This is a genomic window from Tichowtungia aerotolerans (assembly GCF_009905215.1).
Classification (GTDB): Bacteria; Verrucomicrobiota; Kiritimatiellia; order Kiritimatiellales; family Tichowtungiaceae; genus Tichowtungia; species Tichowtungia aerotolerans.
Window position 1 is genome coordinate 3,542,211 of the sequence record NZ_CP047593.1, and the last position, 22,720, is coordinate 3,564,930.

Here is a 22,720-nt window from a genome sequence, read left to right on the forward strand (position 1 = left end):
AACCTTCTAAATAACAAATTGAAGCAAAACTCACGGAAGCAGACCGTAAATCGATAACCTTCAAATTCCCATCTTAATATACGGGTTAGCGATAAATTTTTCCGGCGCGAAAGTCGGCCCATGCGGTTTCGAACCAAAGGTTGCTTTCCGGAATCGGACGGCATTTTACCCAGCGGTTTTTGATTTTCCCGCCGGCGACCACGGTCTCCTGCACTTTTTCTTTGAAGGAGGGATCTTCCGGCAGGAAGCTCCACTCGTCTTTGGCGAGCTGTTTATGGGCGCGTTTTCCGGATGCGTCGCGCACCATGGCTGACCCGCGCGAGCCGACACCGCTTTTTACCTGATAGAGCGTCGCAGCCAGATAAACCCAGTGTGCGTAACAGAGCTGCCGGTTACGAAGCGCCTGAACTTTTTCAACGGCATTACCGGCTTTGCATCCCTGCACTTCGAGCGCATCAAGCTGCTCTTTCGCTTCTTTGACGGCATCCTTCAATTCATCAAGCGAACGAATATGGGCCCCGGCACGACTCATACGCTCCTGCAGTTCATTTCGAACTGCCCGCCATTTCTGCCCTGACGTTTCACAGCGACCGAGGAACCCGAGCACATCTCTTACTTCAGCGCGGGCGGCTTTGTTAAACTCGCTCATTTTCAAATCGGAACGTTCGTAGACATTGGCGATAAATTCAGCAGCGCGGATCGAACCGACCTGTCCGGAGTTCAGCGCAGAACCACCGGGACGCGCCACGCCGTGCGAACCGTTCACTTCACCGACCGGGAACAGGTGTTTAATGTTGATAGACTCCCACCAATGGTTGCCGGCCAGTCCGCCGTTGTTGTGCTGGGCGCAGACCGCGACCTCAAGCGGCTCTTGGGTGATGTCGATGCCGTGATCTTTATAGAGCGAGATCGCGCCGGGATTCATGTGCTTCAGCCGCTCAATCGGCGTCTTCTGAAACGCGCCTGAATTCTCCAGATACTCGAAGGCCTCTTTTTCCAATGTTTGGAAATCGAAGCCGTCCGGATTTTCGCGATAGTCAAGAAACACGCGGCGACCTTTGAGCGCGGTTTCGATATAGACCAGAATGTCTATAATCGATGACCCGCCGACAATTTTCTTGGAGTCAAACGGCCACTGATAGCCCTTCAGAAAAACCTTTGAGTGCATTTCACCGAGGTCGTCAAAATAATCGCACAGAAATTCGCGCGGGTTGCTTTTGCCGTCGGCATCGGTGGAAACAAACTTCGGCACGACCTGCATATAGGTGCCGGAAACGTTCCAGCGGAACTTGATGGACGCCAGACCGTACTGCGCTTCCGGAAGCCCCTGCGCCTTCGCGCCGGCACGCAGCGCGATGCCGATTGCGCCGGTATGCACCACCGGATACACGCTGGTTTTGTACAGGCCGCCCGGCCCGCCCACCGCAAACACGACGTTGTCGGCGGCAAAGGCGACCAACTCGCCCTTGGCGTCGAGCGCCAGCGCTCCGCACGCGCGCTTCTCTTTGCCTTCGCCGACCGTAAGCAGGCTGACGACATTGGTTTTTTCCTGAACCGGAATGTCACGGCGTTTGACTTCGGCGATGAGAGCCAGACACATGTCGCGCGAGGTATAAGGACCGACTGACGTTCCGCGTTGCGCGGGATCGTGGTCGGTTTTGTAACCGATAAACTGCCCATAGGCATCCTGCGGGAATTTGACTCCGAGATTCACGAGGTTAAGGAAACCGCGCGCGGAAACCGCCGCTTCGATCAGCGCCAGATCGCCGTGCATGGAACCGGGCGAGAAAAAGTTTTTGGCCATGGCCAGCGGTGCATCGAGGTCGTTGCCGCACATCGCAGATTTGTAATAGGTCTGCTTGTCCGAGCCGGTGTTGATGGACGTTCCCATCTTCAGCCCTTCGGTCACAATCAGCACGTCAGCAATGCCCTGATTGCGCAGCTGAACCGCCGCATTCAAGCCCGCCGCTCCGGAACCAATTACCAAAGAATGTACCCGTACAACCGGAACCGTATGCTGTCCAATCTTCAAATCACTCGTTTTCATAAGGAGTGACTATCGCGAATAAAAGTTTCTCTGACAATAAATTTAGGCGCCAATACCGCTGAATATGAATCAAAATACTGATTCACCATAAACCGCCTGGACAGCATTCAAGGCTTTTTTCACTTCTGACGGAGTCCCTTTGATCGCCAGCGTCACAGCGCCCTCTGCCCCGGAAATTCCGCCGGAAGCAATCTGGTATACATCGACATCAGCAAACTGCTGAATGGCCTCAATCTCTGTAAAAATTTCACCAGGCAAAACCTTGAGCCACGGCACCTTTTTGTTCAACTCATGATCCGACCGGCTTTTTTCTTCCAGTTCTACAAGATTCTGCGAGGTTTGTTTTTCCAGTCCGACCGGAATAATCAGCCGCAGGCCCTGTTCTTCTACGAACGGCAGGAACATTCCCATAGTTCCGCCTGTCGGATGACCAACGCAAACAGCCGCTGTTCGATCCGAATAGTTAACCAGATTGGCACCTTTAAAAATGATATCGTCGGACTGCATTGACCGCAGCCCGTCCAAATATTTCATCTCCGGTTGCCAGCCCCCATTTTTCAGAACAATCTCACCAAGCGGTTCGTCGACTTTAAACGGCGTCGCCACAGCCGGCTGAATGCGTCCAGTTAAAAATGCGCCAGGGGTCAGGTTGGTTCGAAGCAATTCTTCTGCCACATAGGTATTTGAGCTGCCGCGACAAATAATGATCGTTCCCTGCTGCAGCTTTTCAACAACCGGGGCGTAATGCGCAAGCCCTTTGGCAATCAGTCGTTTTCCTTCAGAAACCGTTAACGTAACCCGTTCTACAACAGTTTCAGAATTTTCAGCCATATCCTTCTCCTCATGTTCAGCACCAGCCGGAGACTGATCACACCCCGCCAACAAAACTGCCAGCATTCCGCATCCAACAACCTGCTTGATCATCACAGAATATCCAGCACTTCTTTGGCAACAGCCACGCCCAGTTTCTGATGCTCTTCAGCCTCCCAGTGAACCCCGTCAACCGGACTGGTTTGTACGACGTCCCCGGCATTGAACAGACGAATGCTGTTTTCTTCGCAGAAGGTTTTCAGCACAGACGGAAGCTGCCGTGATTTTTCTTCCGCTCCAACAAAGATACCTCCGAGCGGGCTTTGGCTCAGGTCCACCAGCGGCGGCGGACAGATGACCAGCACTTCCGGAGCTTCGCCGAAGAATGGATTGCCGCTGTCGCGCGCGGCTTTGACGAGTCGGCCGATGCTCCAGCTGATATCCATCGGCGAAACGCTGAAGCGGTTTTTAAAGTCATTGGTTCCCAGCATGATAATAAGCAGATCGAGCGGCATGTGGGAATGAATGAGCGGCACAAGCTGCTTCAGGCCGTTTTTGCCGCCCTCGACCGGATCGTCCCAAACCGTATTGCGACCCGGCAATCCTTCTTCGATGACATAGTAACCGTCCCCGAGTTCCTGCTGCAAAATACCCGGCCAACGGGTCTGCCGGTCGTAACGCACACCACCGATCGGCGATGCCCCCCACGTATTCGAATCACCAAAACACAGTACCGTTTTTTCCTTACTCATCTCTTCTCCTTCAAGACAGTTCCCAACGACGAGGATTCACGTCAAGATCGCGAAAACCTTTGATCGATGCAAGCTCGGCGATCAGGACAGAGTCGGTCAGTTGAAAGCCAAGAGCGGTTAGCTGCGAGAAATCAGCATTGTTTTCAACCGTATCGAGGAAGGCGGTGTAGAACGACGGGGCCACCGCGGTCACGTTTCGCACCTCTTCGTCATGTCCTTTGCGAATAAGCCGGATAGTGCCCAGTTCAGGGTTCGCTTCTAGACTGCCTTCCGAGCCAACGATGCGCACCCAGTCATCCCCCCACGCTTTCTGCCCGTCGGGCCGCAGCAGATCAATGCTTACGGTCATCTGCACGCCGCCCTCCAGCAGGAAGAGACCACTCAAACAGTCAGAGCAGCCAGGGCCGTACTCGGGATGGAAGCAATTCTGCTCCTGCGCTGCCAGTACCTTAACGGCATTGCGGCCGATGATGTGCGCGGCATGATTGAAGGAATGAATGCCGACCCAGCCCCAGATGCCGCCATAGGTTTCACGCTGTTTAAACCAGTCGGCGCGCGTGCCCCACTGATAGGATTTGCGGGCGTTGAGCAGTACCGGCTCACCGATTACCCCCTGCTCGACCAATTCACGAGCTTCCGCAAACGCAGGCACCTCATGCATTCCAAGCATTGGAAGAATGTATCTTCCGGTTTCCTGAACCGCCGCATGCAGACGACGCAGTCCGGCCTCATCCACCGCCAGCGGTTTTTCGGAAATCACATGACAACCCGCGCGCAGGCTTTTTTCAATTAAATCGGGGTTCAGATCCGGACGGGTGCTGACCACCACCAGATCCGGCTTTTCGACGGCCAGCGCCTCTTCCAGCTCCTGATAAATGGATGGCGTAAATTTCTGCGCCCACGGGTGAGCAAGAAACCCGTCCAGTTTTTCATCCGGCAATGTCTGCACAGCACCGACCAGACGAACCGGCGCATCGTCGCGCATCCATTCATCAAAAACCCAAACCGCATGGCCAAACCCGCCCGCAAGCAGAACAGAAACCTCTTTTTTTTCTGACATAAACAATCCTTCTTTTTAATAAACTGTATTTGCTGGCACCCTGCGACGGAACTGGCCAACCGGCAGCTTTAAAAATGGCCGCAGCAAAAAAACAAAAATCCCAGCTATTTTTTCATTCCACTTCCACTTTGAAATAAACTACATCATTCGACTTCGAAACCGGATGCGAACTTTCCGAAAACCCTCCTGGAATACCGGAGGCCTCCACCATCCACGCACCTTCTGACAGATTGGTGGTGGTTAGAACACGGTAACGTTTTCCCTGAACCGATTTCCAGCGAAGTTCATCGGTCACTCCGGTAATTCTCAGATAAGAGTCCGCATCAAACGGATCGGTTCCGGCGACAAATTCCTGTGCGACGGAAAAACCGTCACCGTCGAAATCAGCCGTTCCGTCGGCTGCGCCCATGCTTCCGAACAGCTGAATTTCCCATGCGTCGGCCATCCCGTCCGCATCGCTATCAGACTCATCGTCCGCCACAATCGGAGGGATATAGGATGCTGGTGAAAAACTCGCGGCAACCGCTGCACAACTATAGGCCGGGGCATCCCAAGTGTAGGTTTTTGCTCCGGAAACAGTCTCAATCTGGAACCCGGCATTGCCCACCGAAGAGCCGCTGTCGCCGGAATAAAGCGTATTGGCAAAATCTGAACTTAAAGCAGCGCTTCCATTTTCCGTATAGACCCCCACAGCGAGGGAATTCTTCACGGCAGTTGTTAAGCCGATCGTGGTTAAAAACTCTGTTGAAGCCGTCTTTTCCGGGGCACCTGCAGCTGCATTCTGAAGACTCAGCACACCGATCCTTGAATCGGTTGGTGCGCTGAACTGCACAATGACGTTTGCATTGGACAAAGCCGGCTCATCCAGATACCAGATTGATGCATTTCGACCTTCAAACCGAGTCACGGCCTCGGTAAAGGCCAGTCCTCCGTAGGTTATATTGGTAATTACAGCGACTCCGCTTTCCCAGCTTGCGGCCACCACCAGCTTTGTATCCGGCCCGGTCGCCGGCGAAAAGCCTGACAGGGCATTGCTGGCCAGATCGGGATCAGACTTCTGCAGGTGCTGAGCAGTTGCCGACACGACAACCGGTTCGGGAATAAAGGAAGTTTCGGTAATGGACGAAGAAATCTTCACCTCATCCATATCGCCAACAAAGTTGTTTCTGTTTTTGCGCGAACCGATATAAACCGTCCGCACATTCGGAACAAATACTCCAATGCCGGGAGCAGAAACAGTTTCCTCTTCCGTTACCAGTTTAATGCGCCCGCCATCGTAGACCGCCTCAATGTACTGCCATTCGTTTCCCGTACTGATCGATGCCGCCAGCTCAATCACATTGGTGGCGCTCATATCAGCCGCGTCGCCTGAACGATTGATTTTAAAGCTCACCTCTGCAGCATCCACACTGAGATAAACCTGATCATAGACATGGAAAAGATATCCGCCGGTATCGCCTGATTTGAGACGGATCCATCCCTGATACCGAAAGGTTCCCTGACTGATCGGCCAGGCATCTGCCGTCATCATATATTGATCGCCGGCCTCAAAATTGCAGCGGACCGCCTTGCCGAATTTTCCGTCCGCGATCTGTTGAATGCTGTCGACGCTGTCTGAATGAATGGCCGGAAACGCCGTCTCAAAATCCCAATGCGCAATTGTATTGGCATCATCAAAAAACGGCGCCACTCCGTGAACGGTGCGTTCCCCGCCATAGTTGATGACAAGCGGTCCTCCCTCAAAGTCGCCCTGCAGGTACGGCGCATCATAACACTTTATCGGCTCGAAATTGAGTGGCACTCCGTCGACACGCGGCGTTGCACTTTCGTCGGCGAACAGGGTCAGCGTCGTATCGTAACCCGAGCTGGTGTAGTCCAGCTGGGTGCCGTTCCAACGAATCGAATTGGCAAGGATCTCGGATTGGAACGCAGCCATGCTTCCATAGACCTGCTTGCGCCCAACCTCCAGAATGATCGGGGAATATTCATCGTTGAGCACAGCCCACTCCCCAATATTGGTCGAAGTGACCGTACGCTGCAGGTTGGTCGAATCCGGCTGCCAGGTCCAGCCGCCATCCACAATGCGAACTGCGGCATAAGCCCGCGGCGCTTCCGAAAAAATCCAGCCGCCGACTTCTTCACGGCTCAGCGAAAGATCAAACCAAACCATCTGGCCGGTCGCATTTTTGTGCTGCGTGAAGCGCTGCAGAATCATCGCGCCTTTATGCTGCACGCCCCACTCCGCATTGTACACACTGGTTAGATTCCCCGGATACGGCCGCTGCGTAAAAATACGCGCCGTTGAATGCCCGCCGAAAACCACACCGTTCCAATGGTTCTGACTGCTGGCGGCCCACCAGTCATCTGCAGGCCGTGCCGCAACCTGACTGACCCCCATCACAAAATCGGGTGTGCTCCACGTTGTCCGCAGCAGGCTGCCGCCAGCGGGATCCACCGCATTATAAGTTCCTCCCGCCAGCGCAGGCGGTTCCGGAAGCGGAGAAGAATCGCGCAGACCCAGACGGCGCGATGTGTATTCATAACAGCCGCGGCCCTCTCTATCCAGTACCAGCCCGACCACCGCGCGCGACGGCCGCCAGAAGGTCGTCATCGCAGACATCGACCCCGGGTGCCTGCTCAACGGCTGCCCCTCCCCAAAATAATACCAGCAGTGCGACTCCGCTCCGCTTTGCAGAATGGAAGAACTGCCTGAGTAGGCGCGATGACGGCTCCCGCCGCGCACGCCGTCCAGATGCTCCAGCGCCCAGTCGGCCCAATACACATCCAGCAACGCAGCGGCCGCTTCCTGCAGTTCGGAGTCATCCGCAAAGTCCGCCAGATTCAGCCACGTGTTCAGCGTATATTTCGCATAGGTCGGCGACGCCACCTCAATCGCCAGTCCCTTCAGCGTTTTCTCCCGGACATACGCCTTGAAATAGTTATCAAACGCCGCCGCCATCTGCGCAGGAGTCGAACCGTCGGCATACGTGCGGTTCATGTAATCCGCATGCTGCTCAAAAATCTGCGCCGCGCCCCAAAAACTCACCCAAGCCTGAGCATGATGATTTTCGCTCTCCCATGAAAAATGAACCTTTTCCGGATCGGCAAAGCCGATCCGACAGATCGGAGCCGCCCAGTCCCACAGCATTTCGAGCACCGCGTCTTCAGCAGCCGCGCTCATGCGGATCGGGAAAAAATCGCTCTGCGCAGAATACAAAAACCAGATCCGCTCCAGCAGATAGGCATGCCAGTGAAAACTATTCAGGTCAACATGCTCCTGATACAGCCCGTTGGTCTGGCAGGCAATCAGCCCAGCATCCGCAATCGCATTATTGGTGTTCAGCCAGTATGCCGCCAGTGCATAATCCTCATGCCGCCACATTCCCGTCGACGGATACGGACTGGCCTCCTGAAGGATCAGCGCCTGCTCCTGCCGAGCAAGAGTCTGTTCCAGCACATCATCAATCGTCGATGACTCCATGGCCCATGGCAAAAAGATCGGCCACAAAAATGCACAAAAAAACACAAGAAAACAGAGCTCCCGTTTCTGTGGCTTTTTATGTTTTCTGTGGCTACTCATAATTACTTCGCAAGGATTAGTTCAAGAGTCGCCGGCGGATTGCCGTCCGGATCCTCTTTCGATGCATAGCGACAACTGTGCTGTGCGCCCTGCATCATAAAAGTAACCACGCCATTGCTGTCGTTGTTGACAAAAAGCGCTACATCAGCGCTTGTAAGTTCAACTAAACCCGGTTCGCCGCCATTGCAAATTTCACCCAGAAACACAATGGCATCCTCATTCCAGTCAACAGTCGTCAAATCGCCATCAGGCTCCAGCATGCCGGGAGCACTCTCCCGGTCGAGCAGTTTTTCTATCCAGAACTCGTCGTGCTTATCCGCGTCCGCATCGTTTACGTCTTCACCGCCGGCCCTGTTCGTTCCCTTCACTCCATCCTTGAGACCAAACACACTCATCCGATCGCGGTCGTCGCCCATGAAATAAAGCTTGAACGTTGCAGACTGTACTTTCCGTCCTTTCAAATCGGAGAGATCAAAACGAAAGTACCCGGTGTCCTGCCGGGTTGCGTTGGCACGCACCATTACAAATTTCGACATCTTCCCTGTGCCCGGCTTGGTCTTCAGAGATTTTTCAGAATTCTCGCTAACCCACCCGTCAGCCCCTTTGCCGGGAGTTCCATCACCACAATCGCCAGTGGTAACCACCAGTGTTGCTGCACCTGCACCACACACCATTCCCACTCCTGCAATCAACAGTGCTTTCATATATTTCGGGCTCACTTCTGCATCCTCCTTTATGGCTTATTCCTCGTTAAAATCGAGCGTCAGCAAAGACTCTCCTTTTTGAATCGTTACGATTCCGCTTCCGAACTTCCCGTTCAGGTACGGGCTCTTGTAAACAAAGCCGGGCGCAAAACAGACAAGGGCCCCATCCACCGTTGGTGAAGCACCAGCATCGACAGGCAGTGTCAGTACAGTGTTATAAAATGCACTGCGATAGCTAACGATCTGTCCCTCCCATGAAAATTCATTGGCCATAATTGCAGACTGAAAGCTTGAAAAATCGGCAAAGTATTTTTTGCGAACCGTTTCGATAATAACCGGCGAAAATTCGTTATTCAGCACCAGCCATTTCCCCATGCCGTCTTTACCTTTTCCGTCGCGACGCTGTTTGACGGAATCAGCCTTCCACTCGCCACCGCCCTTGACGATGCGAACCGCGCAATAAGCCTGTGGTGCTTCCACAAACACCCAGCCATCTTTTTCGACGAGTTTAAGGGAATGATCGAACCAGATCATCTGTCCGGTGGCATCGCTGGTCTTGAGACGCTGAAGAATCATAACCCCCTTGTTCTGCACGCCCCACTCGGAGTTATAAACGCTCTTGCGCGCTTTGTCCGGCTTCACGCGCTGAGTGAAAACCCGCGCGGTGGGATGGCCAGCGAAGATGACACCATTCCAACGATTCTGAGCACTGGCCGCCCACCAGTCGCTCTGAGGCCGCGCTTCGATCACACTCATCCCGGCCACGAAGTCAGGCGTACACCATGACGTTCGCGTCAAACCTCCGCCCTGCGGCTCAAGGCGGTTGATACCTCTGGCTTCGTAAAGCGGATGGGATGGATCTTCGATATAGTTCTGCGGCTCACCCTGCTCTGCAAGTCCCGGGCGGCGGGAAACAACGGCATACTCGCCGCGATCCTCGGCGCCAAGCGCCAGCTCGGTCACCAGCGGATGCGGTCGCCAGAATGTGGTAGCGGCGCAAATGGTTCCGGGATGCTTGCTCGCTTCGACACCGACCCCAAAATGAAACCATGCGGCTTCGGCTCCGCCACTTTGCTCTACGGATGCCCGGCCGGTATAACACCGGTGACGACTGCCGCCGCGCACGCCGTCGATCTGTTCAATGGCCCAGTCGGCCCAATAAACATTGAGCAGCATATCGGCCCGTTTTTTCAGCACCGGATCGTCGGCAAAGTCGCACAGGTTATACAACGTATTGAGCGTATATTTGGAATAAGTCGGCGACGCGACCTCAACCAGCAGCCCCTTTGACGCCCGCTCACGAATCCACTCTTTGAAATATGTATCGAACGCCGCAGCCATTTGAGCGGGTTTTGTACCGTCAGCATACGGACGGTCTTTATAGTCCGGATGCGCCTCAAAAATCTGTGCGGCACCCCAGAAACTGACCCACGCCATCAGGTGATGATTTTCGCTTCCCCACATCCACCAGACCTTCTCCGTATCAGCCAGTTCCCTGCGACAGACCGGCGCGGCCCACTCCCACAGCATGTCGAGAATTGCATTTTCCGCAGCAACACTCATGCGGCCGGGATGATGCTTGCTGCGACTCGAATAGAGCCAGTAAATCCGCTCCTGAAGATAAGCATGCCAATGCATTGCCCCCGCTTCAAAATGAGCATTTGCCGCGGGGAAAAGATCGCGTTGAAGTGTCAGCAGCCCGGCATCTGCCTCTTCCGTTTTTTCATTCAATCCGTACGCCGCCAACGCAAAGTTTTCGTAATACCACAACCCGGGGCCACCGGAACTGTTCTTTGGTGGATACGGATTGCTCAGCAAAGAACGCAGCACGCGCTCCTGCCGTGCAGCAGTTTGCTCCAGCACCTGCTGAATCGCTTCTGCCGGAGACGAAACAATTAACAGGCCGAACAGAGCCAACCCTGCGATTGCTGTTTTTTGGACAGGATTACAGGATTGCCGGGATTTTTTCGCCAAATCAGTCAGCCTGTTGTCGTACATATTACTTTTCATCATGTGAATTGGGTGTGTTTTGTGGTGAACAATTCGGCTTAAACAGAAACCAATTCTTCTGACGGCACTTCCGCCTGAAAGCGAACGGGAAACTGCGTGTAGCCATCTGTATAAAACGGTTCACTGGCGCGCACCCACGGGACACCGATTTCGGAAAAAAGCGAGTTCGACTCAAATGCCTCCTTCAGGATTTCCCCCATGCCGGCAATCGCAACCTGCGTTTCGTCGCCACGGACAGTTACGCAATCCAGTGCTTCAGGCGGAATCGTGCTGATGGTTTCAGCCGAATCAAAGGCGGCGTTGACGGTCAGCGTAAACGGGCGAGTATCCGCCAGCGAACAGATAAGATCCTCATTACTGCGCAATGTACGGCAAAGGTGTTCGATCATCTCGAGACGGTTTTCCTTGAAGCTTTCGCGGTATTCCACCGTTCCATCATTAAACGTAATCTCGACTTCCTGCAGGTTGATGAAGCGAATCACTGCCTGTTCGGTTTCAATAACGGTATCTGGATTGGACTCGTCCCTGCACGCCAGCGTCAGCCACGAAAGAATCTCCAGCCCCTCATCAGTAATGATGCGAATGGCGCTGGTGTCTTCGCTCTCAATCCGGTTGGCACGGTAGAGCTCGGCCTGCACCGACGCCGGATTTGCGAGCTCATTCTGAGAGCTTCCGGCAAAGAAAAGTCCATTGCAGACCACATGGGCAAACGGGTTATTGATGTCTCCGTCCAGAATCCAGCGTCCGTTTTTCTTCAAGGAACCGGCCCACCCGTTGCGGCTGAAATAGGCGTTGGTCCGCACCCATGCACCCCGCGACTTGATGCGTTTGATCTTTCCGTATTTCCCTGCGACCAGTTCGGCCTTGAGCTGCTGGGCGCGAAAGGAAAAGAGCGAGTTAAAGCAGACCGCAACCGGAAGTCCGGTGACCAGTGCCGCCGTATTGAGGTCATCCAGTTCCTGAACGGTGGCAACCGGCGGCTTTTCCATCCAGACCGGGAATCCGGCGGCCAGACACTGCTTGGTAATGCCGGCATGCAGATGAATGGGTGTCGGGTTTATCACCGCCTCGAAATCACCGTATTCGAGCAGTTCACCAACCGTCTGAAACACCTTGATTCCATGCGCTCGACAGTAGTTCGCACCATCACTGTCGAGATCGCGCGAAGTTACCGCCGTAATTTTTCCGTACAACGGAGTGGTTTGAATTCGAATGATCAGCTGGTAGGCATAGCCGCCGCAGCCGATCACTCCGATTTTGACAGGATCATTTATCATTCTGTTTCTCCAAAAGGGTATAGACGGTCAGACCGTCGAGGTTTTTATTGGATTTTCGGTAAAGCAGACTGGCCAGATACCCGACGACGATGCAGGTGAACACGCCGACCGTGAGGTAGGCCAACGCATGCAGGTTCATATAAAACTTGGCGTAATAATTTGCTGCAATCGAAGCGATGGTTCCGACCCAGGCGCCGACGCTGTTGGCGCGACGGGTGAAAATCCCCAGCACAAAAATTCCGGTAATCGGCGCAAGGATCATGCCGGTAATCATCAGGGCAAGATCCCAGACCGACAGCAGGCTGGTGCGCGCCAGCAGCAGCGCCGCGCCCGTCCCGAAACCCCCGAGGCTGATCGTCAGCGTACGCCCGAGAATCAGGCATTTATGATCTGTCGCCTTGGGAAAGAAGCGGCGATAAACATCCTCCACCCCGAGGTTGGCCACACTGTTGATGGCGCCGGAAACGGTGGACATGGTGGCGGCCAGCAACGCTGCAACCACAAAGCCCGCCATGCCGGGCGGAAGGTTCTGCGCGGCAAAGAACGGGAAAATCCCGTCGGACTTGAGTGCCGGACTGAGCACTTCCGGACGCGTTTTGTAGAAGAGGAACAGCAGGGTTCCCAGCGCGAACAGGACAACATTCATTGGCACAGCCACGGCCAGCTGCGTAATGATGGTTTTGCGCGATTCCTTTTCGTCCGGTGTGCACTGAATGCGCTGAATAAAGGTTTGGTCGCCGATCAGCCCGAAGGTCAGGGAAATCACATTGGTGAACAGAATCAGGAAAACCGGCGCGGTCCAATCGAAACTGAAATCGAACATCTGCAGCTTGTTCATGCCGGCCAGCGCCTCGCGGGCGGCAGGCATTGAAAGGTCCAGAGTGAAGAAAGCCCAGGCACAACAGGTTAGCACCGCCAGCAGCATCACCGTTGCCTGCAAGACGTCAGTCCAAATGACGGCCTCAAGCCCGCCGAGTGTCACATAAATGGTTGCGACCACACCCATAATCAGAATGCTCTGCTCCATCGGCAGGCCGAAGATGGCGCTGAGTGCAATCGAGGGAAGCAGCAGGATCGCGGCCATGCGCCCCAGCATCTGGTTGAGCGAATAAATAACAAAACCGAGCATACGGATCGGCACGCCATAGCGTCGCTCGAGATAGTCATTGGCCGTTGCGATATTCAACCGGCGAATGAGCGGAACATAAACCAGCAGCATCAGCGGCAGTTGAACGATAACAATAAAAATGGAAATCGAAAAATAGATCCAGTTGCCGGCGAAAGCCTTGCCCGGCATGGCCATCAGGCTGATGGCGCTTGCCCCGCTGGCAAACAGGCTGAGGCCCGCCGCCCACCACGGAACCCGCTGGCCGGCGCGAAAATAGTCACCGCTCGATTTTTCTTTTTTCGAAAAAACAACCCCGACCATCACCAGCGAGACAACCAGAATCGCCACGACAAAATGGTCGACCCACCCATACTTGGTCGGATGCAGCTTCGCTTTCCCGGATACAACAGAGTCTTCACAAAAGAGAAAAAACTCCGTCCCGACTGACGCCACACCGATCGGCAGAACAGCCTGCGGAAGACGGTCCAGCTCAACCCATGAACCGGTCACACGATAATAAGCCAGAATGCGGTCATCGACTTTATTGGCATTAAAATAAAGCAGGTGTTCATTGCCGCAGGCGGCAGCAACAAAGCCGCTCAGGTCTTCGGGAGCCGGGCTGAGTATTATCCATTCATCGCGAACCGGGTTATAGGAAAACGCCCCTGCCCCGAACTCACCCGTTCCGCTCACATACAGCGCACCGTTCAGGCCGACAAGCACCGGTTTACCAACAGCAGGCTCCGGCAGCGAAGAACACTCAGACCACCCGGACTGCAGATCGGAAAGGTTCAGCTTAAACAGTTGCGATCCACCTGCAACAAACAGGTTCCCATCGGCAACGGTCGCACCGGGATTGGTCAATACGGCCGGAAGATCCGGCAACGTGGTGGACTCCTCTCCCTCCACACGAAGAACGTTCTGACCGTCAATCCGATAGACCCCGTCCTGAATTTTCACTCCCTGGAAAACCAGAGCACCGGAACCGCTCTGCACAACAGCCTCAGCAGGTGCCGAAGAAAAATCAAAAAAACCGTCGGAGGTTTCCGCAAAGGAAAAACCGGCACAGGCCAGTATCAATGAAAGCGTAATTTTTGCAAACTGGGTCATCATGTATTCTTTTCTGAGGCTTCAATGGTTATGAGGCTTCCTGCCTCGTCTACAGTTATTTACATTTTCCAACCTTTGGAAAAAACCGCATGGGCTTTTCCAAAAGTTGGAATACTCTCCTTACTCTGCCTTCTCAACCTGCAGGCGCAGGAACTTCGCATCCGAATCTGCCGAAACCGTATTGGTAACCGACTCGAATCCGGCAGCGGAAACACCGACACCTGTTTCTGATACACCGTTGGTCGTCCAAGTGTTGGCGGACAGATCCGTATCGGTTTTAACCGTATAAGTCAGCCCGCGGTCAGTCGCATCCGTACGGCGCTCGTAAACATAAACAAACAGTCCGCTGTCGGAATCCACCGCTGCCAGCGGCAGGACGGATCCGACATCTGCCGCTTCTGGATTCCCACCGAGAGCGTATTCGGTCAGGTTGTCCATGCCGTCGCCGTCGAAGTCGTCCAGCAGATTGGTCTGGCTGCCAACGCTGTACTCGCCAATCCAGCCTTCAAAGGTCGATGGAGCCTTCGGCAATCGAACCGTCAGAGCAAAGTTGTCGAAGATCACATTCGGAACCACCTCGAGGTCCAGATTGCTGTCCGGGGCCAACAGGCCGGCATAACCGTCGCTTAACGTAACAGACGGAGACCATGCCGTCTCAGGATTCAGCACCGTAGAGCTGCCAGCTTCTGTGATTTCGATCGAATATCCCGTTCCGGCACCGGACACCCTGAAGGTATAGGCCGTTCTGGCGTCAAAGTTTGCCGAAGCATTGTTGAGCGACGTGTCCGCATTGGCACCGTCAACCACCGCAATGTAATGATAGCTGGGATTTCCGGTCTTGATACGGGCCAGGCAGTAGTTGGATGGGTTCTGGTAATTGAATACCACTCCGCACCACTGTTCGTTGGTCGCGGCAGTGACGTCCGCACTCATCGTAAAGCTTGCGCCATCAGCAGAAGAGATCTGCAAAGAGGTGTTGTATATGATCGGGGTATCATACGTATTGTTTGCGACACCCGCTTCCAGCTTACTGCCGTTGATTCGCCACAGGTTAGTTCCCGGAACCACCCAGTCAGAACGAATGTCCGCGCCATTGGAGCTCCATGCGGTACCCGTGCGGTTAAAGTCGTCAGTGATCTGGCTGTCGACGGTGGCAAGTTCCGTTTCAGCCACTTTCAGCACCATCGAAGCGAACCTAAAGGTAGGGTTTGCGGTGGCATCGAAATGCATCCGCTGCATCAAAACGCCGGCAGCCTGAATATCAGTCAGGGTTGATCCGGCAACCCCGGCACCGAGATTACTCTCATCGCAAAACAGGTTTTCAGACGGATCGTATGGATACCACGTTTCAGTATAGCCGTTCACATTAAAGCTTCCGGAGGCAACCGTCGCAGCCGAAACATACCAGTCTGAACCGTCCTGCACCAAAGCGCGTGCCATGCCTGCATCACCGTCAACAACAAACGCAACCGAGCTTGCCGAATCCTCGAATCCGAGAGTCTGGGTGGCGGAATTAAATCCGTTCAGAAAGTTGGCCTTTTTCACGTACGGAGCAAATGCCATCCCCGAATCGGCTGTCGCATTCGCATCAAACACCATCTGAAGAGCATCGGAGGCTCCCCGCCATTTGTAGTTGATTTGCTCAACAACCGGGGCGGTTACTGCATTGTCAAAATTAACATACTGCGCTCCACCGAAAAACGTTATCGTCTTATTGGTCAGACCGTTCACATTGTCGATCGTGACAAATGCATCGGTAATTTCACGCTGGGCCGCATAATCGTCAATGGCATTGACACCGAACTCATAGTCTCCCAAAGCCACAGTGAGCGACTCGCCATTACTTGTCTGATTGAGATCGTTATAGTCACCGCCGAAATCAATCGCCTTTGTTGAAGGAGCCTCGGATTGAACCATATTGGCCGACATCTCTGTAATCTGGAAGTTGGCCGCGTGCTGGCTGGTTCCGTTGAAGTGCAACCCCTGCATCAGAACTCCGAAAGCCTGAATATCCGTCAACTCAGAACCGGCCACGCCGGAACCGAGGCTGGACGTATTGAGGAACAGATTGATTGCAGGGTTATAAGGGTACCATGTTTCAGCATAGCCGTTGAAGCTGACAGCTCCCGCATTCTCATTCACCAGTCCGGAACCAGACACATACCAATCCGAGCCACTCTGCACCAGTACACGCGCGGTATCACCTTCCGCAAACTGTTGAAGTGTGAATGAAACCGAATCCGCCGTATTTTCGAACGAAAGGACGTATGAATTGTCATTCAGGCCACTGAGAAAATCTACCTTCTTCACATATGGAGTGAACACCAGCCCCATATTGGATGTTCCCACATCGCTGGTAACCTGAAGGGAGTCTGCACTGGCACTATAGCGGTACAAGCCCAATGCCGAATCCGTCAGCGATCCAAAGTTTGCAATCTGAGCACCAGCATAAAAGGTTTTGGTATCGCCGGGTGCTCCTGTGCCTCCGGACGGAACAATGGTGTAAAATGCACTGCTGATATCGCGGTATCCCCGGCGATCCTCACCTGCCGTTCCAAAATCAAAGTCGCCTGTTTCATAATCCAGCGTCTCATCAAGGGAAACGTTACTATCCCGATAATCACCGCCAAAATCGACCGCGAGGGTGCTGGATGGCGGAGCTTCCTGGAATCCGACAACTCCAATAATGCACTGATAGGTATCCGCAGTGAAACTGTAGCTCTTCAGGCCGGGAGACGCTTCGTTATGATAACCCGCAAGAACTTCGCAGGAGCCGCTGGCTCCCGTATAAAGAATATTTGAAAAAGATGTGGAGCTGACTGCGATCCCGCCATTGTTTTCGTTGTATACACCCAGAACGAACGTATTTGACACGGTCGTAGTCACATCAATCGACAAAGAATCAGCCTCTGAATCAGTGAGTAACGGACCGCCCGGTGCCGCGTTTTGCAGACTAAGAACGCCTATTCGAGTTGTATCAGCACCGTTCCATTGAGCGACGATGTCCTGTGTGCCGATATCCGGGGCATCTAAATACCAAATCGAAACCATGCGATGACTGTTTGCTACAGAATAGGCTTCCGAAAAAGTCTGGCTCCCATATGAAATGTTTGTAATGCCAATCGCGTTCCCTTCCCAGGTTGCAACCAAAACCAGCTTCCGGTTGTTTCCTGCAGCCGTTTCAAAGGCCGAAATCGTGTTCGAATCCAGATTCGACGATTGATAGTGATCCGCACTGCCGCTCACGACGATCTGTGCCGATGCACTGAATGTACACAACACAGCAATCAAGGCCGCGAACCATTTACTGAACATGCTCTTCATAACCATCTCCTTTCTATCTCTCATTCCAATACATCGGAGCTCCTGACCATTAATGGCGCAACAGACCGACGCAAGAGCCACATGGTACTACATGAAACAAACATGTCAACATACATTCCTGCTGATCATCATCTGAGGCATCACAAAGGCCAAAAAATCGATAAGAAACATGATCAAACAGAACCCGCCCCAACAAAACAAACAATCCAACTTGACAAGTTTCACGCAACAAAACAACATATGTAACATACATATTTAACGAAAACCGGGAGCCCCATGAAACACATTTTGCTGATTGCAACACTCTGCGCCGCGGCGCACTGCCTCGGCGATAAACCGCTCGATTTCTGGGACGAGGAAATTCGCCTGTTCAACACCGCCAGACCTGCGCGCCCACTCGACGTCATGCTGAGCGCACACCGGGCAGCGGAGTTTAAACCGCGCGGTTTTTCACTCGATCATGCCGATCATAAAGTCGGCGACCTGAGCATCGCCTACTCCCCCGCCAAAGCCGGTATGCCGAAACGCTTCGGCTTTTTCGCCGGCCTATGGAACGAAAAATGGACGCTTTCTCCTGAAGCCAGCTTAACAATGTGGATCAAAGCGGAGAACACTGATTTTTCCGCCCCCTGGAGAATTACACTGGTTGACTTCCAAAACCTGGAAGCCGTCGGAGAACTGAACGGCATTACCGGCGACTGGCAGGAACTGACACTGCCGCTGAGTGAACTGAAGGCCGCAAACGGCTTTGACTGGACCCAGGTGAAGCTGTGTGAGTTCGATGCCAAACTCGACAAGGAAGCCCTCGTTCACTTTGACGGCATCCGTTTCAAAAACGACAAAGACGTGACCGGCGTAACCGATAAAACTGTCGTCCAGCGCATGGCCGAGGCCGAGATAAGCCGCACATTGCGCATGGAAACCGCACTCAAGACGGCCGCCGACAATGAAAACGGCGGTCTCTACGCGCCGGTCGCCGCGTTTGCAAAAATGATGCTCAACGAAGATCTCGAAACCGCCAACCAAATATTGACCGATGAGCTGAAACAAAGCTCGGAAGCCAACGTATGGAGCCTGCTGCACACCCCGCTCTATTGCCGCTTCTACTACATGTTTTCCAACCGCTGCGGAAAATTCCCGGGCCGCATGACGCCCGAAACAGAAAAGCTGCTGCTCAAAACGCTGTGGAGCCGCACCTCTTCCAAGAACGATATTCACTGGGCACGCCAAAGCACCTGGTATCTGGACGGCAGCGAAAACCACGACCTCAACGCCAAGGCCTGCAACCTGGTTACTTCGCACATTTTTATGAATGAGCCGGACTACAAAGACCGCATCTATCCCGACTACGGATTCGGAGGCAGCTATCACTACGGACACGCAGGTTACTACGGACCCGGCGTTGATGAAAAAACTCGCCACCACGGCGGGCGTGCCAATTTGTCCGACGAAAAAAAACACAACGCCGCAGACCATTACGAAGCGTGGCTGGCCTATTTTAAAACATACTTCCGCGAACGCGCCGAACGCGGTTTCTTTCTGGAATACGGATCCTACGGATACAGCAAGCACACGCTCAATATGTTCGACCTCGCCCAGCACTATTGCGGCGACGATGGGTTACGTTCCATGCTCGACAACTTCCTTACACTCTATTGGGCGGAGTGGGCTCAGGTTTCGATTTCCGGCGTGCGCGGCGGCCCCAAAACCCGTCATCACAGCAAGGTTGGCGGCCCCGACGACAAAGCCACTGCGGATCTAATCGGCTTTCACCTCGGCGGTCCGGGCAACGCCGGCCCGTGGTGGTACTGGAACATCGTCAACGACTACCGGCTGCCATCCATCGTCTGGAAAATGGCACTCGACCGCGAAGGCATGGGATGCTTCACCTATAAAGCGCGCGGCATCGGCGAAGAAGTGAATGAAATGCCCCGCCCGCTCGGCACGGAACGCAGCCTGGTGGTCGACACCGAAGCGCGCATGCTGAAAAACACCTATGTCACTCCCGACTACACCCTCGGCACACAAATGGACCACCCGCTCACCGCGCATTCTCATCTGAGCATCTGCGGCCGCTGGCACGGCATGACCTTTGCGCAGAATCCGCACTGCCGCATCGTTCCAGTCGGCATCACTGACGGCCCCAACGAAAAGGGCAAGAAAAGCCCCTACGACCTCGAAGTGATGTATCACACCGCACAGCACGAGCGCACACTGATCGTTCAGCAGTCGCGCCGCTGGTATGCCATCCATCCGGACTGGTATCCAAACAGCATTGAGTACAATCAGCCGGTCGGCATCTGGTTCGGCAACGAATGGGACAAACGCATCGAAAAAGACGGATGGATTTTTGTGCAGAGTGGCGACGCCTACGCCGCCGTGCGTCCAGTCTTATGGGACGAAGCCTACGAAAAGGAAAACAAGAAAAAGACGACCGGCAATCAGGTCTTCTTTAACGCGCCCGACGACGCCCCGACCGTCAAGCTGCGCACCGACTGCCATAAGTGGAATGAAAACAAAACAATGCTGATCTACGAGGACAACTACACCGCCACCATCATCGAAGCGGGACGCCGGATTGATTATCCGACCCTGGAAGAATTCATGGCCGATGTACTCGACAATCCGATCGCGCTCTATAAAACGGTTGTGCCGGGTGACAACATTCTCGTCTACACCCCTTGCGGAAAAGACGCGAAAGAGATGGTCTTCAACTGCGGCACCGTACAGATTCCAACCATTGGAAACGAGCCGGTCAACTACAGCTACCCAATGACCTTCGACAGCCCGACCCTGAAGTCGAAGTACAAAAGCGGAAAAATCCGCATCGAATTCGGCGGAGAAACCCTCGACCTCGATTTTTCAAGGAAACCTTGGTGGAACTTTTGGAAGTAAAAATATAACTCACACAAGAACATAAATTCCGCATAGCGAACTTTGCGAAAAAACCAAATTTAAAGGAGCAACCCATGACAACACCTGAAGTTATCACTCTGCTGGCAACCAGTCTCTTTCTGGTCGGATGCGCCACCCAAACTCAAAGCCCGGTCTCTCCGGATCAAACGGCATTCGAACAAGCCAACCGAGAATGCTGGAAAGAAATCTTTTCAGACTCATGCACCGGCGACTGGACCGAACAGTGGTTTCTCGACGGCGAAATCGGCAAAGTCACAACCAGCCCGGACGGCATGGAACTGACCGCCGGTCCGGAGTTTAAAAATGATGCCCACCACATGGTGCTGTGGACCAAAGAGGTTTTTGAGGGCGACCTGAAGATTGAATACGACTACACGCGACTCGACGATGAAACCCGCTGCGTCAATATTCTCTACATCCAGGCCACCGGCAGCGGCGAAGAACCGTATGTGGAAGACATCATAAAATGGAACGATCTGCGCCGCGTACCCGCGATGCGGATGTATTTCGACCACATGAATACCTACCACATCAGCTATGCCGCCTTCCCCAACGACGAAGACTCCACCAGCTACATCCGCGCACGGCGCTACATACCCAACGCCACCGGACTCGAAGGATCCGATCTCGAACCGGACTATTACCCCGAAGGGCTTTTCAAAAAAGGCGTTCCGCACAAAATCACCGTCATCAAAAAAGAGCGCGCACTGTTCATGAAAATTGAAAATGCGGAGCAGACAACCTATTGCCACATGACCAACCCAAAGCTGCCTGCCATCACGGAAGGACGCATTGGACTGCGTCATATGTTCACTCGCTCCTCACGCTATAAAAACATCCGCATCAGCATCCCAAAACAAAAGCCTGCTCATTGACATCGCCGGGGCGTCATGTAACATACACATGATTCATCTCTTTATTACAGAGCAGCAAATATGACAATTAGAGAAGTAGCTAAAAAAGCCGGCGTCTCCACCGCCACCGTCTCCCGCCTGATCAATGAAAACGGATTCGTCAGCAAAGAGGCCAGAAAGAAAATCCTGCAAGCTTTTAAAGAAACCGGCTATGACCCGGCAAACCGCAGACGGCGGACCGCAGGAAGCACAAGTTCGGGGTTAAGTCACAACAATGTGGTCATGGTGTGGAATACCGGAAAATACTACGAACAGACGCTGACCGGCCAAAACATGATGCAGGGGATCACCGAAGCGCTGCAGCAACTGGGGGCGACACTGACCGTTGCCCACCTCAACGGAAACGACGAAATCCCCACCGCCCTGCTTAACGGAAAATTTGACGGCGTTTTTATTCACGGCTCAAAACCGTCTCCGGCTATTTGCAAACACCTCAAAAAACACCCAGTTATATGGCTGCTCAAACAAGGATCGTTCGACTTTGGAGACCGTATCCAGCCCGACCACAGCCTGGCTGGAGAACTCTCCTGCGACTGGATGATCCAGCAGGGATGCCGAAACCTTTGCTGTATGACCTACACGGTAAAGACATCCAAAAACCTCTACGCAACCATGCGCGCCGACAGCTTCCAGAGCTCTGCCGAGCGCAGCGGAACTTCCTGCTGTCGACTTACCCAGCCCGAACCGGACGAAACAGCCAACCCTCTTCCGGCACGAGCGGCTGCTGCCGCCAGGCTCGTTGAAAACTTCGCCCAGCTGAACCCGCGGCCGGATGGCATCTTTGTCACCAACGAACTGGGGCCTTACATCCATGCAGAACTGCTGAAACAAAACATAATCCCCATGAAAGATCTGCTTCTGATTGCCGGCGAAGCGGACATCTGCTACGGACATCATCTTGACCCGATGCCTGCCACGATCCAGATTTTCAGCCGGGATATCGGGAAACAAGCCGTCGAAATGCTCCTGCAACGAGTTAAAAACCCCGACATGCCGCAGATTACCTGCGCACTGAAACCTCAGCTTCTGATTCCTGCCTAACCTTCAATATAGCGCTTAACAGCTAAAACAGTTTCCGGAACGGAAACATAACATACCCAGATCACGA

13 protein-coding genes are annotated in these 22,720 nt (G+C 53.7%); 3 read left to right on the top strand and 10 right to left on the bottom strand.

What is annotated here, in order from left to right:
• Window positions 1–85: 85 nt before the first annotated feature.
• The 10 genes from GT409_RS14585 to GT409_RS14630 form a co-directional block, all read right to left on the bottom strand.
• Entirely contained in the window at window positions 86–2,047 is a 1,962-nt protein-coding gene (locus GT409_RS14585; protein WP_160629787.1) for an FAD-dependent oxidoreductase, read from the bottom strand.
• 69 nt (window positions 2,048–2,116) lie between these two features.
• Complete coding sequence (locus GT409_RS14590; protein WP_160629788.1) at window positions 2,117–2,878, bottom strand: hypothetical protein; 762 nt, start codon at window positions 2,876–2,878, stop codon at window positions 2,117–2,119.
• 92 nt (window positions 2,879–2,970) lie between these two features.
• On the bottom strand, window positions 2,971–3,609 hold the full coding sequence (locus tag GT409_RS14595; RefSeq protein WP_160629789.1) for an SGNH/GDSL hydrolase family protein: 639 nt from the start codon (window positions 3,607–3,609) through the stop codon (window positions 2,971–2,973).
• A 10-nt stretch (window positions 3,610–3,619) separates the two neighbouring features.
• Window positions 3,620–4,669 carry a Gfo/Idh/MocA family protein gene (locus GT409_RS14600; RefSeq protein WP_160629790.1) on the bottom strand — a complete coding sequence of 350 codons (1,050 nt, stop codon included), beginning with the start codon at window positions 4,667–4,669 and terminating at the stop codon, window positions 3,620–3,622.
• A gap of 112 nt (window positions 4,670–4,781) precedes the next feature.
• Window positions 4,782–8,150, bottom strand: a complete 3,369-nt coding sequence (locus tag GT409_RS14605; RefSeq protein ID WP_160629791.1) for a hypothetical protein — start codon at window positions 8,148–8,150, stop codon at window positions 4,782–4,784.
• 101 nt (window positions 8,151–8,251) lie between these two features.
• The gene (locus GT409_RS14610) at window positions 8,252–8,968 is read right to left on the bottom strand and encodes a hypothetical protein (RefSeq protein ID WP_160629792.1); all 717 of its coding nucleotides are present in this window, start codon (window positions 8,966–8,968) and stop codon (window positions 8,252–8,254) included.
• 21 nt (window positions 8,969–8,989) lie between these two features.
• Window positions 8,990–10,966, bottom strand: coding sequence for a hypothetical protein (locus GT409_RS14615; RefSeq protein WP_160629793.1), 1,977 nt, complete (start codon window positions 10,964–10,966; stop codon window positions 8,990–8,992).
• Window positions 10,967–11,001: 35 nt separating this feature from the next.
• A complete protein-coding gene (locus tag GT409_RS14620) occupies window positions 11,002–12,240 on the bottom strand; it encodes a Gfo/Idh/MocA family protein (protein ID WP_160629794.1) in 1,239 nt (412 codons plus the stop codon).
• Window positions 12,230–14,461, bottom strand: a complete 2,232-nt coding sequence (locus tag GT409_RS14625; RefSeq protein ID WP_160629795.1) for a sodium:solute symporter — start codon at window positions 14,459–14,461, stop codon at window positions 12,230–12,232. Before GT409_RS14625 ends, GT409_RS14620 begins: the two co-directional genes overlap by 11 nt.
• Before the next feature lie 117 nt (window positions 14,462–14,578).
• A complete protein-coding gene (locus tag GT409_RS14630) occupies window positions 14,579–17,782 on the bottom strand; it encodes a hypothetical protein (RefSeq protein WP_160629796.1) in 3,204 nt (1,067 codons plus the stop codon).
• A 276-nt stretch (window positions 17,783–18,058) separates the two neighbouring features.
• Between GT409_RS14630 and GT409_RS14635 the strand changes: the two genes are divergently transcribed.
• The 3 genes from GT409_RS14635 to GT409_RS14645 all read left to right on the top strand — a co-directional run bounded on the left by GT409_RS14635 (window position 18,059) and on the right by GT409_RS14645 (window position 22,653).
• Window positions 18,059–20,677 (top strand): hypothetical protein, encoded by a 2,619-nt coding sequence (locus GT409_RS14635; protein ID WP_160629797.1) that lies wholly within the window; start codon window positions 18,059–18,061, stop codon window positions 20,675–20,677.
• Window positions 20,678–20,751: 74 nt separating this feature from the next.
• Window positions 20,752–21,573, top strand: a complete 822-nt coding sequence (locus GT409_RS14640) for a DUF1961 family protein (protein WP_160629798.1) — start codon at window positions 20,752–20,754, stop codon at window positions 21,571–21,573.
• A 60-nt stretch (window positions 21,574–21,633) separates the two neighbouring features.
• Window positions 21,634–22,653 (top strand): LacI family DNA-binding transcriptional regulator, encoded by a 1,020-nt coding sequence (locus tag GT409_RS14645; RefSeq protein WP_160629799.1) that lies wholly within the window; start codon window positions 21,634–21,636, stop codon window positions 22,651–22,653.
• Window positions 22,654–22,720 lie beyond the last annotated feature (67 nt).